Annotated in this window: 8 protein-coding genes; 2 read left to right on the forward strand and 6 right to left on the reverse strand. The window is 72.8% G+C overall.

Translation table 11 applies throughout. The features are described from left to right. Positions 1-44 precede the first annotated feature (44 nt). Genes ABD932_RS18310 through ABD932_RS18325 form a run of 4 tightly spaced genes read right to left on the reverse strand, consistent with a single transcriptional unit; the run spans position 45 to position 3,913 of the window. Positions 45-239, reverse strand: a complete 195-nt coding sequence (locus ABD932_RS18310; RefSeq protein WP_345013947.1) for a ferredoxin — start codon at positions 237-239, stop codon at positions 45-47. Between the two features lie 34 nt (positions 240-273). Beyond that, a complete protein-coding gene (locus ABD932_RS18315) occupies positions 274-1,476 on the reverse strand; it encodes a cytochrome P450 (protein ID WP_345013949.1) in 1,203 nt (400 codons plus the stop codon). Next, positions 1,473-2,534 carry a DegT/DnrJ/EryC1/StrS family aminotransferase gene (locus ABD932_RS18320; protein WP_345013951.1) on the reverse strand — a complete coding sequence of 354 codons (1,062 nt, stop codon included), beginning with the start codon at positions 2,532-2,534 and terminating at the stop codon, positions 1,473-1,475. The genes ABD932_RS18315 and ABD932_RS18320 overlap by 4 nt, the downstream gene beginning before the upstream one ends. After that, positions 2,531-3,913, reverse strand: a complete 1,383-nt coding sequence (locus ABD932_RS18325; RefSeq protein ID WP_345013953.1) for a glycosyltransferase — start codon at positions 3,911-3,913, stop codon at positions 2,531-2,533. Before ABD932_RS18325 ends, ABD932_RS18320 begins: the two co-directional genes overlap by 4 nt. 370 nt (positions 3,914-4,283) lie before the next feature. On the opposite strand from ABD932_RS18325, the gene ABD932_RS18330 reads away from it, so the two are divergent. Continuing rightward, complete coding sequence (locus ABD932_RS18330; RefSeq protein WP_345013955.1) at positions 4,284-7,046, forward strand: helix-turn-helix transcriptional regulator; 2,763 nt, start codon at positions 4,284-4,286, stop codon at positions 7,044-7,046. A 6-nt stretch (positions 7,047-7,052) separates the two neighbouring features. On the opposite strand, the gene mhpA is transcribed toward ABD932_RS18330, so the two are convergent. Both mhpA and ABD932_RS18340 read right to left on the reverse strand, forming a co-directional pair. Then, positions 7,053-8,675 carry a bifunctional 3-(3-hydroxy-phenyl)propionate/3-hydroxycinnamic acid hydroxylase MhpA gene (mhpA, locus tag ABD932_RS18335; RefSeq protein ID WP_345013957.1) on the reverse strand — a complete coding sequence of 541 codons (1,623 nt, stop codon included), beginning with the start codon at positions 8,673-8,675 and terminating at the stop codon, positions 7,053-7,055. 97 nt (positions 8,676-8,772) lie between these two features. Beyond that, entirely contained in the window at positions 8,773-9,801 is a 1,029-nt protein-coding gene (locus ABD932_RS18340) for an FkbO/Hyg5 family chorismatase (protein ID WP_345013959.1), read from the reverse strand. Between the two features lie 263 nt (positions 9,802-10,064). Here ABD932_RS18340 and ABD932_RS18345 point away from each other — a divergent pair, with 263 nt between their 5' ends. Next, positions 10,065-17,927 carry a type I polyketide synthase gene (locus ABD932_RS18345; RefSeq protein WP_345013961.1) on the forward strand — a complete coding sequence of 2,621 codons (7,863 nt, stop codon included), beginning with the start codon at positions 10,065-10,067 and terminating at the stop codon, positions 17,925-17,927. Positions 17,928-17,978: the final 51 nt, after the last annotated feature.

Below are 17,978 nucleotides of genomic sequence, written 5' to 3' on the forward strand. Positions count from 1 at the left end.
GAGGGCGGGGGCCGTTTCGATGCTCGGAAGCGGTCGGGGGCGGGTCACTCGTGCACGGTGATCGCCTGAGCCGGACAGACCGACCTGGCCATCCGTGCCGAACGCTCCTCCTGTCCCTCCGGCTCCTCCTGCAGGAGGGCGACGAACCCGTCGTCGTCCTGGTCGAACACCTCGGGCGCGGTCAGCACACACTGCGCCGCCCCGATGCACTTGTCGGTGTCCACACTGATGCGCGTCATGATCTTTCCTCCGGGAAGGGGCGCTGAAGGGGAGCTACCACCGCACCGGCAGTGCGTGGAGTCCGAAGAGCACCCCGTCGTACTTGAACGGCAGTTCCTCCGGCGGAACCGCGATCTGCAGGGTCGGGATGCGGGCGAACAGCTTCTGGTAGGCGACCTCCAGCTCCAGACGCACCAGGTTCTGCCCCAGGCACTGGTGGACGCCGTAGCCGAACGCCACATGCCCGTGCGCGGACCGGGACGGGTCGAACACATGCGGGTGGTCGAAGGCCGCGGGGTCGTGGTTGGCGCCGGCCACCAGCGGTACGACGCCCTCGCCGGCCCGCAGCAGCCGGCCGCCGATCTCGATGTCCTCCACCACCACGCGCAGCGCCACCAGGTCGGCGACCGAGTGGAAGCGCAGCAGTTCCTCGATCGTGCGCTCGTCGCCGATCCACCGGGGGTCGTTCAGCAGGGTGACCACGCCGAGGGCGATGTTGTTCGCCGTCGTCTCGTGACCGGCGATCAGCAGCAGCATGGCGACGCCGGAGAGCTCCTGCGGGGACAGCAGCCCGCCCTCGACCAGCTTGCTGATCAGGTCGTCGCCGGGCCGCTTGGTCTTGATCGCGATCAGCCGGTTGAGGTAGCGCAGCAGCTGCTGGGAGGCGTTGTCGCGTTCCTCGTCGGTCGAGTTGATGGTGACGAGGACCTTCGTCTTGGCCTCGAAGAAGCCGCGGTCCACCTTGGGCACGCCGAGCAGGGACGAGATCACCAGCGACGGCACCGACAGCGCGAAGTCCTCGACGAGGTCGGCGGTGTCGCCCCGGGCGAGCATCTGGTCGATGGTGTGGTCGACGATCTCCTCGACGACCGGCCGCAGGGCGCGGATGCGGCGCACCGTGAACTCGGGGATCAGCGCCTTGCGGAACTTGGTGTGGTCCGGCGGGTCGAGCGCCACGAACCAGCCCGGCACCTCGTCGGCGGTGGGCACGCCCCCGGTGCGCGACGGGCGGGGGAAGCCCGGGTGCGCGGGGTTGGCGCTGATGCGCGGGTCGGTGAGGATCTGGCGCACCTCCTCGTGCCGGGTCACCAGCCACACCGTGTCGCCCGAGGGCAGCGCGGCCTTCACCAGGCCGGGCCGCTGCCGGAACTCCGTGTACTCGGGGGGCGGGAACGGGGCGCCGGGGCGGCGCAGCACGAACGGGACGATCTCGTCCTCGGCGTCGGCCTCGGCGCCGGCCGTGGGGGAGGAGGTCATGACGACACCTCGTAGAACGCGCGGACCTGCGCCACGATGAACTCCTGGTCTTCCTCGGTCAGTTCGGTGTGCGTCGGCAGATACAGGCCGTCCTCGGCGAAGCGGTTCGCGTTCAGCGTCGGCCAGACCGGGTCCAGATAGCCGGGCTGGCGGCTCATGGGCTTGAAGAACAGGCGGGTCTCGATGCCTTGGCCGGCGAGGAACTCCCGGAGTTCCTCCCGGCGTTCGGCGCGCAGGTCGTACATCCACAGCACGTCCCGCTGCGGCATCAGGGTGATGCCGTCGATGCCGCGCAGTCCCTCGTCGTAGCGCTTCTCGATCCGTGCCCGGGTGGCCAGGATCTCGTCCAGCCGCTCGGTCTGGGCCAGCGCCACGGCCGCCTGGAGGTTGGTCATGCGGAAGTTGTAGGCGAGCTTCTTGTGCAGGAAGCTGTGGTCCCGGGTGAACGCCATGCCGCGCAGATGCGCCATCTGGCGCGCCAGGTGGGGGTCGTCGGTCAGGCAGATGCCGCCCTCGCCCGCCGAGATGATCTTGTTGGCGAACAGGGAGAACGCGGCTATGTCGCCGGTCGGCGCGATGCCGTGCGCCTCCGCGGAGTCCTCCACCACGCGCAGGTTGTACTCGTACGCCAGCTCCAGGATCGCGTCCATGTCGCAGCGCCGGCCGTAGATGTGCACCGGCATGATCACCTTGGTGCGCGGGGTGATCTTCTCCTCGATCCTCGTCACATCGATGTCGAGGTCGTCGCCGCAGTCCACGAACACCGGCGTCGCGCCCGTGTACGTGACCGCCCACGCGGACGCGATCATCGTGAACTCCGGCACGATCACCTCGTCGCCGGGACCGACCCCGAGGGCGCGCAGCGCGAGCGTCAGCGCGGTCGTCCCCGAGGAGCAGGCCACCCCGTGGGCCACCCCGTTGTAGGCGGCGAACGCCTCCTCGAAGCGGGGCACGTAAGGCCCTTGCGAGGAGATCCAGCCGCTGGTGACGGCCTGGGTGACGTAGTCGAGCTCGTTGCCCTTCAGTGACGGCATCGACACGGGATACGTGAAGCTCATCGACTCACTTCCGAAGACAGCGCGGGCAGGTCCAGGATCAGGTCGGCGGCGGTGGTCCGGCCGCCTGCGGCCTGTTGCAGCGCGGCCAGGCGCCGGGCGTTCTCGGTGAACGCGGGGTCGTCGAGCACGCGGGTCAGCTTGTCGAGCACGTCGTCGGGGTCGACGGTGTGCGGCTTGGACAGCGTGAGCCCCACGCCGAAGCTCTCGGCGCGCACGGCCTGGTCGTAGCAGTCGACCCACAGCGGGCGGGACACCATCGGCTTGCCGAAGTGGATGCTCTCCGTGTACGCGTTGCCGCCCGCGTGGGTGAAGAACACCTTCACGTTCGGGTGCGCCAGCACGTCCAGCTGCGACGGCACCCAGGTCTCGACCCGCAGGTTCCCCGGCAGGTCCGCGGGCAGATGGGCCTGTTGGTCGCGCGGCAGCTTCCACAGCACCGCGTGCCGGCCCTCCAGCCGCCTGGCCACCTCCACGAACGCCCGCACCTGCCCGGCCGTGAGCCGGGTGATCGTGCCGAAGCCCATGTAGACCACGGACCCCTGCGCGTCGAGCCAGGCGGACAGCTCGCCGGGCGGGCACTGCGGCAGCGGCGGCACCAGCGCGCCGACCGTGCGCAGCTTCGCCGGGATGTCGAAGGCGTAGTCCATCTCCGGGATCGAGTAGCACAGCACCAGCTCCGACCGCTCCACGCGGCAGAACTGGCCGTACGCCTCAGGGGCGATGCCCAGCTCCGCCCGCACCCGCGCGTCGACCGCGTTGCGCTCCTTGTTGAACTTCCCGAACGCCATGGCCAGCGTCCGCCACTGGAACAGCCTGTTCTGCCACCGCTGCAGGAACGACATGTCGGCGGGCAGGCCCGAGTGCGGCACCGGGAAGCCCTGGGGGGTGTGCGAGGGCCCGATCGGCACGGCCGAGGTCAGCAGGTTCGACGGCACGAACGGGTCGCTGAGCACGAACGGGATCCCCTTGGAGATGGCGAGCTCCCAGCCGAACTGGCACATGCTCTCCACGACCATCAGGGCCGGCCGGATCTTCTCCACCGCCTCTTCCAGCGCCCGGTACTTGGGCACCCGCAGCGCGGGCCGGTCGGTCTGCTCGATCACGGCGCGCCGCGCCTTGAACCGCGACCGCTGCGTCACCGCCGCATACGTGCTGTCGTCCCAGGTCACCGAGGACATCTCGGAGACGACCTCGCCCAGGGAGAAGAACTCGACGGGGGAGCCGACCGCCGTCGCCGCGACCTCCTCGCGCGCCTTGTCGTCGGTGGCGAACCACAGGTCGGCCACGCCACGACGGGACAGTTCCTCCGCGAGCACCAACATCGGGTTCAACAGACCGCTCTCGGGCAGGCTGACGAACAGGATCGGCCGCTGACTCATGGCTGCACCCTTCAGGCGGCATGACGGAATCTGGCATGGCGGGATCTGGCGTGGCGGAATCTGCTGGTGGCGCCGAGCCTGCCCGACGCCGCGTGCCGGTGTCGCCGGGTGCGGGCCATGTCGAGGTGAAGCCCTAGAGTTGCCGCCCGCCCGATGTCCAGGTGATGCCCTAGAACCTCTGTGCTGCGCTTTCGGCACCCCGTTCGCGGCCGCGACGATGAGCACGCGGCCATGGGCCCTTCTGACGGATCTCCGTACCAGAGGGAGCGGCGTCCGGTGCAGGCTCTCGCGGTGCGGTGAGAGCGCTTGACGGGCATCGCGACGCCGCGCGGACTCCGTCGGAAGGGCCCCAGGTGAGAGGTGCAGCGACATGACCGGCACGGACCGGCGCGCCGAGGCGGGGTGCACGGGACTGATCGAACGCGACGCCCAGTGGGCCGACCTCACCGCGCTGCTGTCGGACGCCGTCGCCGGATCGGGCCGGGTCGCCCTCGTGACGGGCCCGGTGGCTTGCGGCAGGACCGAGCTGCTGCACCGGTTCGGCGAGCGCTGCGGCGAACGGTTCGTGTCCGCCACCTGCTCGGCCCTCGAACGCGACCTGCCCTTCGGCGTGGCCGGCCAGCTCCTGCATGCGCTCGGCGCGCCGGCCGAGGTCAGGGACCTGCTCGACGCGGCGGCCCGGACCGCGGGACCCGCGACCGCCCACCAACTGCACACGCTGTGCCTGGCGTTGCTCGACCTCGCCGCGGACAGCCCGCTGGTGATCGGCGTCGACGACGTGCAGCACGCGGACCCGCAGTCCCTGCACTGGCTGCTGTCGCTCGTCCGCCGCCTCGGCCGGGCCGGCATCCTGCTGCTCCTCGCCCGCACGGCGAGCCCCGGCGTCGCCCACTCCCCGCTGCACACCGAGCTGTCACGGCACCCGCACTGCCATGAGATCGGCGTGGCGCCCCTGTCGGAGGCGGGCATGACCGACCTGTTCGGCGGCGCCGACGCGGGCCGCGAGGCCATGGCGCTCACCGGGGGGAACCCGCTGCTGGCCCGGTGCCTGCTCGCCGACCGGCGGACGGCCGGGCCGGACGCGGACGGCGCACCGGCGCCCGGCCCCGGGTTCCGCCGGGCCCTCGTCAGCTGTGTCCACCGCTGCGAGCCGTACGTCGTGGCGGTCGCCCGCGCGCTCGCCGTCACCGGCGCCCACGCCACCGTCGGGCGGCTGGGCCGCCTCGCCGGCCTCGATGTCGAGGCGGTGCGTTCGGCGCTCGACCTCCTGACCGACGCCGGGCTGCTGGCCGACGGCCGCTTCCGCACCGACGCCGCCCGCACCGCCGTACTCGACGACATGCCCGCCGACGAACGCGGCCGGACCCACCGGAGCGCCGCTCTGCTGCTGCACGACGAGGGAGCGCCCGCGACCGAGGTGGCGCCCTACCTGCTGCGCGCCGACGGAGCCGACAGGGCCGACGAGAGCTGGGCGGTACCGGTGTTCGAGGAGGCCGCCGAGCACGCGCTGCGCGAGGAACGGATCGACACGGCGCTGCGCTGCCTCGAACGCGCCCACCGCGCCTGCCCCGAGGCCCACCGGCGGGCGGCGATCGCGGCGAAGCTGGTGCGCGTGGAGTCGCGGGTCAACCCCGCCGCCGCGGGCCGGCGGCTCACCACCGTCACCGACGCGATGCGCGCCGGGCGGCTGTCCGACCGCGATGTGCGCTCCCTGGTGCCGCCCCTGCTGTGGCACGGGCGCGTCGACGAGGCGGCCGAGGCGATGGAACGGCTGCGGCGCGCCCGCCACCAGCCAGGCACCGCCGACCGGACCACCGAGCTGTGGCTGGCCTGCACCCACCCGCCGCTCGCCCGCCGCACCCGGCCACCCGCCGGGACCGACCGCGACAGCGGACCGGCCGGCGGCACCACCGGCCCGGCACTCAGGGCCGTGACGGCGCTGACGACCGTCCTCACCCAGGGGCCCGACGAACACGCCGTCACCGACGCCGAGCACGTGCTGCAGGTCGCGCGGCCGAGCGACGGCATGTCCTGGGGGCCCCAGACGGCACTGCCCGCGCTGCACGCCCTCGTGCACGCCGGCCGCCTCGACCTCGCCCGGTCCTGGTGCGACAAACTCCTCGACGACGCCCGGGCCAGGGACCTCGCCGTGGCACAGGCGCTCTACGCCGGGGTGCGCGGCGACATCGCCCTGCGCGAGGGCGACCTCGCCGGGGCCCACGCCCACGCCCGCGACGCGCTCACCCTCATGCCCCCGGGCGGCTGGGGAGTCGCGGTCGGCGTCCCGCTGGGCGTCCTCGTCGAGACGGCGACCAAGCAGGGCAGGCACGAGGAGGCCGCCGCCCACCTCACCCAGCCCGTGCCCGACGCCATGTTCCAGAGCCGCTACGGCCTGCCCTACCTGCACGCCCGCGGCCACCACTACCTGGCCACCGACCGGCACTACGCCGCGCTCGCGGACTTCCTCTCGTGCGGCGAGCTGATGACCGAGTGGGGCATCGACCAGTCGGTGCTCGTGCCATGGCGTACCAGTGCCGCCGAGGCGTGGCTGCGGCACGGCAAGAACCGCGACGAGGCCAAACGGCTCCTGGGCGAACAGCTCGCCCGGCTCGGCCCGGAGACCTCGCGCACCCGCGGCGTGGCCCTGCGCCTGCTCGCGGCGACCACCGCGCCCCAGCACCGGCCCCGGCTGCTCGACGAGGCCGTCGCCGTCCTGGAGGAGTGCGGCGACCAGTACGAACTCGCCCGCGCACTGGGCGACTTGAGCAACGCGCACCAGGCGCTGCGCGAGCACCGGCGGGCCTGGAGCGTCGCCCGGCGCGCCTGGCACGTGGCGAACGTGTGCGACGCGACGGCGCTGCGCGACGAACTCCTGCCCAGCCGGCGCGGGCCCGACGACGAGTCATCCGAGGAACAGCCGCCGACCGACCCGATCTCCCGGCTCACCGACGCGGAGAGGCGCGTGGCGGCGCTCGCCGCGGTCGGCCTCACCAACCGGGAGATCGCCGGCAAGCTGTTCATCACCCCGAGCACCATCGAGCAGCACCTCACCCGGGTCTACCGCAAACTCAACGTGAAGTACCGCAAGGACCTGCCGACCGGCCTGCACAGCCATCTGCCGGACACGGCCTGAACCGTCTCAGGCCAGGTGCAGCTGCTCGCGCAGTTCACCGACCAGCACCGACAGGTCGGCGCGGTCCGCGGCGAACCCGAACACATAGTGGTCCGGCCGCACCAGCACCCCCGTCTGGCGGGTCTGCGCCAGGTAGGGCAGATACGTCCGCTGCACGTCCACCACTTCGTGGTCCCGCGCCCGCTTCGGCGGGATCCCCGCCGGCAGCACCCGGACCAGGCGCGTCCCGATCGACTTGAGGAAGTCGAGGTCGTCCTCGGACAGCGACTCGTACGGGTCGACGGTCGTGATCAGCTGGAAGCCCCGGCCGGCCACCTCGTCGAAGCGGTCCTTGACCGTGCCGCGTGCGACCACGCCCTGCGGCGACAGCTCACCGGCCCGCGGCGCCACCGCCCCCGAGGCGTCACGGCGTACGACACCGTCCTCCAGGGCGAACCACGACGGTGACAGCGACGGCGCGTCGGGCCGGGAGTGCAGGCCGATCAGATAGGCGTCGCGGCGTGCGGCGGCCGCGTGGTCGAGTTCGGAGACGATCCTGCCGACCTCGATGGACATGTCGATGGTGTGCCGCACCTGCCGGGACCGCTCCGCCTGGTACACGTCGAGCAGCGTGTCGCGGGCCGTGCCGCGCAGCACGAGGTCCAGCTTCCACGCCAGGTTCGCCGCGTCCCGGATGCCCGAGCACATGCCCTGCCCCGCGAACGGCGGCATCAGGTGCGCCGAGTCACCGGCCAGCAGCAGCCGTCCGGCCCGCCAGCTGTCGGCGAGGGCCGCCTGGAACGTGTAGACGATGTTGCGGGTCAGATCGGCGTTCTCGGGCGTCACGTCGTACGGTGCGAGCAGTTGCCACATGCGTTCGTGGGTGCTGAGCTCCTCGACGGACTCGCCCGGCAGCCGCATGAACTCCCAGCGGCGGTGGCCCCGGCCGGAGGCGACGATCGTGGTCGGCCGGTTCGGGTCGCAGATCTGGACGTCGTTGGGGCGGAACGAGCGCGGCTCGTGGAACACGACGTCGACGAGCAGCCAGTCGTGCGCGAAGCCGAGGTCGGTCAGCTTCGCGCCCATGGCGTCGCGCACGAAGCTGTTCGCGCCGTCGCATCCGACGACGTACGACGCCGTGACCCGCCCGCCCGCCGGCTCGCCGGCGCCCGGGGCGGTGATCTCGACATGGTCGCCGTGGTCGGTGATCTGCCGCACCTCGTGCCCGAACAGGGCGGTGACGTTCGGCAGTTCGGCGACGTGCGCGCGCAGCGCCTTCTCGAACGTCGGCTGGTGCATGACGGTGGCGATCGGCCAGCCGTCGCGGCCGGGCTCGTACGGTGCCTCGAAGCTGAACAGCTCCCGGCCCGCGCCGTTCTGGAACATGTACTGCCCGAGCGGCTCGCCCAGTTCCATCAGCTCGGCACCGATGCCCGCCGTGGCGAACGTGCGCGCGGTCTCGCCGTCGAAGGCGACCACGCGCGGGAACGGGTACTGGTTCTCGTACTTCTCCAGGATGACGACCTGCCATCCGCGGTGGGCCAGCAGGATGGAAAGGACGAGTCCCACCGGGCCGCACCCGACCACCGCGACGTCCGCGGTGAGACCGGAGGCGGCGGGGCCGGAGCGCGCTGCTGAGGACGGCATCATGGGGGGGCATCTCCGCGGTCGGGAAACGGAATCGATCACGCCTCCCGGATGATAGGGCCGAGGTGTCGAGGTGATTGCCCAGTTGTGCGACAGGGCTTCAGGGGACGATTCCCTCGATCTCCACCAGGAGACCGGAACGGCAGACGTCGACGTTCAAATAGGCGGTCCTCGCGGCGGGTGAGAAATACTCCGAGCACATTCGGCGTACGACGGGAATGTCCTCGCGGTGGCGCACGTACACCTTGATGTTGTCGAGGTCGCTCAGTCCGGTGCGCCGCTCGATCTCATGGGCGGCGAGATTGTCCCGGGAAATGAGGTGGGCGATGTTGTCCAGCGAGAGTTCCACCTGCTTCACCAGATCGCCCTCGTGCAGCGTCTCGTGTCCTCGTATGCTCGCGGTGCCCGACACATAGATCTGCCCGCCGCTGCGGTCGGTGTGCGTCTCGGCGAGGTAGGTGGCGCGCGCGAACTTCGGCGGGCGCGGGCCGTACTGCTGCGGGTAGTGGTAGGCGGACACCTGCTTGGAGTTCTCCACCGAGGTCGGCGCGGCCGACCGGCTGACCAGGAAGTAGAAGGAGATCCCGCCGCCCAGCGCGCCGATGCCGGTGGCGGAGGGCACCTCCTGGTCCCCGAAGTGGAACAGCTCGAACGCCTCCGCGCGCCCCCGGCAGAAGTCGCGGTAGACCTCCAGGCCGTCGGCGTTGTCCCCGTTGATGTCGGCCACGAAGTTCCACATTCGGAAGCAGTTCTTGTAGCCGAGGCCGTCCATCAGCTCCAGCGCGGTGCAGTACGCGGCACGGGTGGCTTCCGTATAGCGACCGGCCTGGGGGATGCGGCCCGCCACGATCAGATACTCGCCGTCGTGCGCGTAGGCGACCTCCCGCACCACTCCGGTCTCCACCGGCCGGTCGGTGATCCACACCTCGGCGAACGCCTCGTCCGCCGTGTGCGCCATGTGCAGGCCGATCGTCAGCGCGCCGTTCTCGATGCCCGGATCGGTCGGCTCGGTCGTGTAGTTGACGACTCCGAGGACGTTCCCGCCGAGCACCGCGTCGGTGACATCGGCCGGATTCATGAAAGTGGAGGAAGGAAGGCCGAGGCCGACCGCCGGATTCACCTGAGTCATCGAAGAACGCCCTTCTCGGGATCAGGAAATCGATCGGCCTCATTCGTAGCACCCGCAGTACGGGCATTTCGGGCCCGCCCGGCGTGGACCTTTGGAGCTGCGTGCGGATAGGGGGGTCATAGGGGTGGTTCCGCCCGGTGCCCCGGATTCGATAGGGGGAGCGCTTCCGGCGGCCCGAGGACTCGGATTTTTCCTACTTGTTGTTCGGGCATGCTCGACGTCAGCATCGCGCCTGTCGCCCGTAATGAGGGAGCGTCGTCGGAATGTTTCGCACCGAACTGATCCGGCCCCTGTCCGACCTGCTCCGCGATCACGCCGAGCGCATCCCCGGCAAGGTCGCCTTCCAGGACCACCGGCGCACCGTGACGTACGCGGAGCTGGAGCGGCGCACCCGGCGCCTCGGCGGACATCTGGCCGACCTGGGCCTGCAACCCGGCGACCGCACGCTGATCCATCTCGGCAACGGCGTCGAGATCGTCGAGAGCTACCTCGCCGTCACGCGCGCCAGCGGCGTCGCCGTGCCGTTCAACCCGCACTGCGCCGACGCCGAACTCGCCTACGCCGCCGACGACAGCGGCGCCCGCGTGGTCATCACCGACCCCGCCCACCTGGAACAGGTACGCACCCTGCTGCCGGGCCGCCCCTACCTCAGGGTCGTCGTCACCGGCGACGCCCCCGAACCCCGCCCGGGCAGCGGCACGTTGGTGTCGTACGACGACCTCGTCGGCCGCGACCCGGCGCAGCCCGCCCGCGACGACCAGGGCCTGGACGAGGCCGCGTTCATGCTCTACACCTCCGGCACCACCGGCAAGCCAAAGGGCGTGCTGTCGACCCAGCGCTCCTGCCTGTGGTCGGTCGCCGCCTGCTACGCACCCGTCGTCGGCCTCTCGGAGGACGACACGGTGCTGTGGCCGCTGCCGCTGCACCACTCCCTGGCCCACGTGCTGTGCGTGATCGGCGTGACCGCGACCGGCGCCACCGCACGCCTCCTCGACGGCTTCTCCGCCGACGAGGTGCTGCACGCCCTCGACGAGGACACCTACACCTTCATGGCCGGCGTCCCGACCATGTACCACCACCTCCTGGAGGCGGCCCGCTCACGCCCCGCGCCCCCCGGCGCGACCACCCTCACCCGCTGCCTCACCGCCGGCTCCAACTGCCCCACCCCGCTGCGCGCCGAGTTCGAGACGGTCTTCGGCATCCCCCTCCTCGACGGCTACGGCTCCACCGAGACCTGCGGCCTCATCACCGTCAACTGGCCGCACGGCACCCGCATCCCCGGCTCCTGCGGACTGCCCGTGCCCGGGGTGACGGTGCGTCTGGTCGACCCCGACACCGCCGAGGACGTCGCGCAGGGCGCCGAGGGCGAGGTCTGGGTGCGCGGCCCCAACCTCATGCTCGGCTACCACAACCAGCCCGAGGCCACCGCACAGGCGATGCCGGGCGGCTGGTACCGCACCGGCGACCTCGCGCGCCGCGACGCGTTCGGCTACCTCACCATCACCGGCCGGGTGAAGGAACTCATCATCCGCGGCAGCGAGAACATCCACCCCGGCGAGGTGGAGCAGGTCCTGCTGAAGGTGCCCGGCGTCTTCGACGCCGCCGTCGTCGGCACCCCGCACGACGTGCTCGGCGAGGTGCCCATCGCCTTCGTCGTCCCCGCCGAGGACGGCTTCGACCCGGAACAGCTCTACGACGCCTGCCGCGCCCAACTGTCCGGCTTCAAGGTGCCCGAGGCCGTCTACGAGATCGACCACATCCCACGCACCAGCTCCGGCAAGATCACCCGGCACGTCCTGCGCGAGCGCCCCGCACGGCTGCGCGCGGCGAGCGGCGGCCAGCACGAGGCGCTGCTGCGCATGGACTGGGCGCCACTGCCCTCGCTGCGCACCGCCGGACTCCAGGCCGCCGCCCGCTGGGCCGTCGTGGGACCGGACCGCTTCGGCCTCACCGCCGCCCTCACCGCCACCGGACTCCAGGTCACCCCCCACACCGACGCCGCCGCCCTGCACACCGCCCTGGCGGACGGCGAGCCCGCGCCGGACGTGGCCGTGCTGTGCCTCCCCGACGACCTGGACCCCGGCGGCCGACTCGCCCGCGCCGCGCACACGGCCACCGACGAGGTGCACGACATCCTCCGGACCTGGGCCGGCGACGACCGCCTCGCCCCCTGCCGCCTGGTCGTGCTCACCCGCAACGCGGTCGCCGCCGGCGAGGAAGGCGTGCGCGACCTCCTGCACGCCCCGGTGTGGGGGCTGCTCCGCTCACTGCAGGTGGCCCACCCGCACCGGTTCACCCTCGTCGACATCGACGCCGACGACACCTCGCCCGGCGTGCTGCCGGCCGCCGTCGCCACCGACGAGCCGCAGCTCGCGGTGCGTTCCGCAAGCGTGCTGGCACCGCGTCTGAAGCGGGTGTCCGCCACCGTCAACTCCGGCCTCGCGCAAGGAGTCGACCCCCAGCGCACCGTCGTCGTCACCGGCGCGGCCGGCCCACTGGGCGCCGCCCTGGCCCGGCACCTCGTCGCCGCCTACGGCGCCCGGCACCTGCTGCTGATCGGCCCCCGCGGCCGGGGCGACGACGCCACCGCCCGGCTGGAGGGCGAACTCACCGCACTGGGCGCCCGGGTGGCCGTCGCCGCCTGCGACGTGACCGACCGCAAGGCCCTCGCCGAAGCGCTCGGCCGACTGAAGCGGCCCGTCGGCGCGATCGTCCACTGCGACGGCGAGTACGCGGACGCACCCGGCGCCACCGGGCCCGACGAACGCGACGCGTTCCGCACGGCCGTCTCCGGCGCGGTCAACCTGCACCAGCTCACCAAGGACGGCGACGTACGCGCGTTCGTGATGCTGTCCACCGTCGCCGGCGCCCTCGGCCTGCCCGGCTCGCAGGAGCGCGCGGCGGCCAACGCCTTCCTCGACGCGCTGGCCTGCTACCGCCGCGACCGCGGCCTGCCCGCCCTGTTCCTCGCCGCCGGTTCCCCGGACGCGCCCACCACCACGGGCCAGGTGCGTGACCTGCCCCACCAGGAGTTCACGGCGATGTTCGACATCGCCACCGGGGCCGGGATGACCCAGGCCGTGATCATGCGCATCGACAGCGCCGCCCTGCGCGAGCGCACCGCACAGGCCGAAGTGCCCCCGCTGCTGCGCGGACTGATCGACGTCTCCGCACCCCTGACGGCGCCGGACGACCACCGGCTGACCGAACTGCGGCAGCACCTCACGGCCCGGACACCGGAGGAGCGCGACACCTTCCTGCTCGACCTCGTACGCACCGAGGTCGCCGCCGTGCTCGCCCTGACCGGTACCGAACGCGTCGCCCCGCGCAGGACGTTCCGCGAACTCGGCCTCACCTCCGCCCACGCCGTGGACCTCCGCAACCGGCTCACCACCGCCACCGGCCTGCACCTGGCCGTACCGGTCGCCTTCGACCACCCGACGCCCACCGCGCTCGCCCGCCACCTCAGGGCCGAAATCCTCGGCGAACGCCCCGCCACGGCGCCCACCGACGCCGCATCCGTACCGCTGGACGAACCGATCGCGATCGTCGGCATGGCCTGCCGCTTCCCCGGCGGCATCACCTCCCCCGAGGACCTGTGGCGGATCGTCGACACCGGCACGGACGTCGTGTCCGCGTTCCCCACCGACCGCGACTGGGACCTGGACGCCCTCGCCGCCGGCGCCAGCCACACCCGCCACGGCGGATTCCTCCACGACGCCGCCGACTTCGACGCCGGCTTCTTCGGCATCTCACCGCGCGAGGCCCTGGCCATGGACCCCCAGCAGCGGCTGCTCCTCGAGGTGTCCTGGGAGGCCCTGGAACGCGCCGGCATCGACCCGGCGACGCTGCGCGGCACCGACGGCGGCGTGTTCACCGGCGTCATGTACCACGACTACGGCACCGGCCTGACCGCCGCGCCCGAGGGCACCGAGGGGTACTGGACCACCGGCACCGCCGGCAGTGTCGTCTCCGGCCGCATCGCCTACACCCTCGGCCTGCAGGGCCCCGCCGTGACCGTCGACACCGCCTGCTCCTCCTCCCTGGTGGCCCTGCACTGGGCGGCACGCTCACTGCGCCAGGGCGAGTGCTCCCTCGCGCTGGCCGGCGGCGTCACCGTCATGTCGACGCCGGCCACGTTCGTCGAGTTCTCCCGGCAGGGCGGCCTCTCCGCCGACGGGCGCTGCAAGGCGTTCAGCGACAGCGCCGACGGCACCGGCTGGTCCGAGGGCGCCGGCCTCGTCGTACTGGAACGCCTGTCCGACGCGCGCCGCAACGGGCACCGCGTGCTGGCCGTGCTGCGCGGCAGCGCCGTCAACCAGGACGGCGCCTCCAACGGCCTGACCGCACCCAACGGGCCCTCCCAGCAACGGGTCATCGGCCAGGCGCTCGCCGCCGCCGGACTCACCCCCTCCGACATCGACGCCGTCGAGGCCCACGGCACCGGAACCACCCTCGGCGACCCCATCGAGGCTCAGGCCCTCATCGCCGCCTACGGCCAGGACCGGCCCGCCGACCGGCCGCTGTGGCTCGGCTCGGTCAAGTCCAACATCGGCCACACCCAGGCCGCGGCCGGCGTCGCCTCGGTCATCAAAACGGTGATGGCCCTGCGCCACGGCGTCCTGCCCAAGACCCTGCACATCACCGCCCCCTCCACCCACGTCGACTGGAGCACGGGCGGCGTCGAACTCCTCACCGCCCCCAAGGAGTGGACCGACCCCGGCCGCCCCCGCCGGGCCGGCGTCTCCGGCTTCGGCGTCAGCGGCACCAACGCGCACATGATCCTCGAGGAGGCCCCCGCGCCCGAGGCCGAGCCGGACGATCCGGCGGACACGCCCTCGGTTGCGCCCTCCGTCGTGCCCTGGGTGGTGTCGGCCCGGACCGCCCCAGCCCTCGACACCCAGCTCGACCGCCTGGCGGCGCTGGAGGCCGCCCCACTGGACGTGGCGCTGTCGCTGGCGACGACCCGGACCGCGCTGGAGCACCGGGCGGTGCTCGCCGACGGCACCGAGATCGCGCGCGGCACGGCCCAGGACCGGCAGCTTGCGCTCCTCTTCTCCGGGCAGGGCTCGCAACGGCTCGGCATGGGCCGGGAGTTGTACGAGCGGTTCCCGGTGTTCACGGCCGCGTTCGACGCCGCCCTCGCCGAACTGGACCCCGGGCTGCGCGAGGTGATGTGGGGCCACGACGTCGACGCGCTGAACGAGACCCGGCACACCCAGCCCGCCCTGTTCGCCGTCGAGGTCGCGCTGTACCGCCTCGTCGAGTCCCTCGGGGTGACCCCCTCCTTCGTCGCCGGGCACTCCATCGGCGAGATCGCCGCCGCCCACGTCGCAGGCGTGTTCACCCTGGCCGACGCCTGCCGCCTGGTGTCCGCGCGGGCCCGGCTGATGCAGGAACTCCCCGCCGGCGGCGCGATGGTCGCCGTCGAGGCCACCGAGGACGAGGTGCTGCCGCACCTGACGGACCTGGTGTCGATCGCCGCCGTCAACGGCCCCCGCTCGCTGGTCGTCGCGGGCGACGAGGCCGAAGTGCGCACGCTCGTCGAGCGGTTCCCCGGCCGCAAGACTAGGCGTCTCCTGGTCAGCCATGCGTTTCACTCGCCCTTGATGAACCCGATGCTGGAGGACTTCAGGGCCGCCGTCGCCGACGTACCGGCCGCCGAGCCACGCGTTCCCGTGGTGTCGAACCTGACCGGCCGGCTCGCCGCGCCCGGCGAGCTGACCTCGCCGGACTACTGGGTCCGCCATGTCCGCGAGACGGTCCGCTTCCACGACGGCGTACGGACCCTGGGCGACCAGGGCGCGACGGCTTTCCTGGAACTGGGCCCCGACGGGGTGCTCTCCGCGCTGGTACCGGACGCGCTCGACGCCACCTCCTCCGGTACGTCCCCGGCCGACGACGTACCAGTGGTCGCGCTACTACGCAAGGACCGCCCGGAGGAGGCCGCCGCGGTGACCGCGCTGGCCCGGCTCTACGCCGCCGGTACGCACGTCGACTGGGCGCCCCTCTTCGCCGGCACCGGCGCACACCGCGTCGACCTGCCCACGTACCCCTTCCAGCGGCAGCGCTACTGGCCCGAGCCCGCCGCCCGCCCCGCCGACCCGGTCGACGCGGAGTTCTGGGACCTCGTCGACGGCGGCGACCTGGCCGCCGAGCTCGACCTCGCCCCCGACACCGCCGCCGCCGTGGCTCCCGCCCTGTCGTCCTGGCGCTCCCGCCGGCAGGGCCGTTCCGCTCTCGACGGCTGGCGCTACCGCGAGTCCTGGACCCGGTTGTCCCTGCCGCCCGGTGAAGCGCCGGGCGCATGGCTCGTCGTCGTACCGGCGGGGGAGCGGGACGACTGGACCTCGGCGGTCGTGGCCGCCCTGGAGGGCACGGTCCTGGAGGTCGGCGCGCCGGACCGCGCGGCGCTCGCGGAGCGGCTGCGCGGCTTCGCCGGCACGGGCGTCGTGTCGCTGCTGGGCACCGGCCCGCAGACGTCGGGCGACGACACCCCCTACGCCCTCTCCGCCACCCTCGCACTCGTCCAGGCGCTCGGCGACGCCGACGTGGTCGGGCCCCTGTGGGCCGTGACCCGGGGCGCGGTGTCGACCGGCGACGGCGACCCCGTGACAGACCCCGCGCAGACGGCGCTCTGGGGCCTCGGCCGGGTCGTCGCGCTGGAGCACCCGCGCCGCTGGGGCGGCCTCGTCGACCTGCCCGAAACGGTCGACGCGCGAGTGCTGCGCGCCGCCCTGGGCAACCCGCTCGGTGAGGACCAGCTGGCCGTGCGCGGCGACGCCGTCCTCGGCCGCCGCCTGATACCCGCACCCCGCGCGGGCCGCACCGGAGGGTGGACACCCTCGGGCTCGGTCCTGATCACCGGCGGCACCGGCGCCCTCGGCGGCGCGGTCGCCGAGGCGCTGGCGGCCCGGGGCGCCGAGCACCTCGTCCTCGCCAGCCGCCGGGGCCCGCAGGCACCCGGCGCCGACGAGCTCGTGGCCCGCTTGACGGAGTACGGCTCCGAGGTGACCGTACGGGCCTGCGACGTCGCCGACCGCGAAGCCGTACGCGAACTGCTGGCCGGCATCCCCGGCCTCACCGCGGTCGTGCACGCGGCCGGCATCGACACCGGCGACGGACCCGTCGCCTCCCTCACCCCCGAGCGGCTGCGCGCCGTACTGGCCGCCAAGCTCACCGCGGCCCGCCACCTGCACGAACTCACGTCAGACCTCGACGCGTTCGTCCTGTTCTCCTCGGGCGCGGCAGCCTGGGGCAGCGGCGGACAGCCCGCCTACGCCGCCGCCAACGCCTACCTCGACGGCCTCGCCCAACTGCGCCGGGCCCAGGGACACGCCGCGACCTCCCTGCAGTGGGGCACCTGGGACGGCGCCGGCATGGCCTCCGACCCCGAGACGGCCGAACAGCTGCGCCGGCACGGCATGCTGCCGATGGAGCCGCGGCTCGCACTGACCGCGCTGAGCGAGGCGGTCGCGGACGGCGAGACCACCCTGACCGTCACCCACACGGACTGGCAGCGCTTCGCCCCCGGCTTCACCGCCGCCCGCCCCGCGCCCCTCCTGACGGAGATCCCGGAGTTCACCCGGGCCCTCACGGACATGGGCGAGGACCAGGCCGGTGAGGCCCCCGCCCTCGCCGACCGGCTCTCCGCCCTGCCCGAGGACGAACGGACCGCCACCGTGCTCGACCTGGTGCGCACCCAGGCCGCCGCCGTCCTCGGACACCCCGGCGTCGACTCGATCAGCGTCGACAAGGCGTTCCGCGACCAGGGCTTCGACTCGCTGACCGCCGTCGAGATGCGCGACCGGATCAGGGCCGCCACCGGCCTGCCGGTCCCGTCCGGGCTGGTCTTCGACCATCCGACGCCGCGCGCCGTGGCCGAACACCTGCTGTCCCGGCTCGCCGCGCCCACCGGCTCGGCACTGACCGAACTCACCCGGCTGGAGGCGGCGTTGCCCTCCGCGCCGGCCGCCGACCAGGACGCCGTCCGGGAACGCCTGGAGAAGCTCCTCGCGAGCCTGCGCACGCCGGCCGCGCCGCGTTCCTCCGAGGACGACATCAACAGCGCTTCCGTCGAGGACCTCCTGTCGATCATCGACGACGAGTTGCTCGACCCTTCGTGACTTGCTGTGCCCGCATGACTTGTTGTGCCCGCGTGAAATGAGGACGGACCA

This window comes from Streptomyces shaanxiensis, from assembly GCF_039537145.1.
Lineage (GTDB): Bacteria > Actinomycetota > Actinomycetes > Streptomycetales > Streptomycetaceae > Streptomyces > Streptomyces shaanxiensis.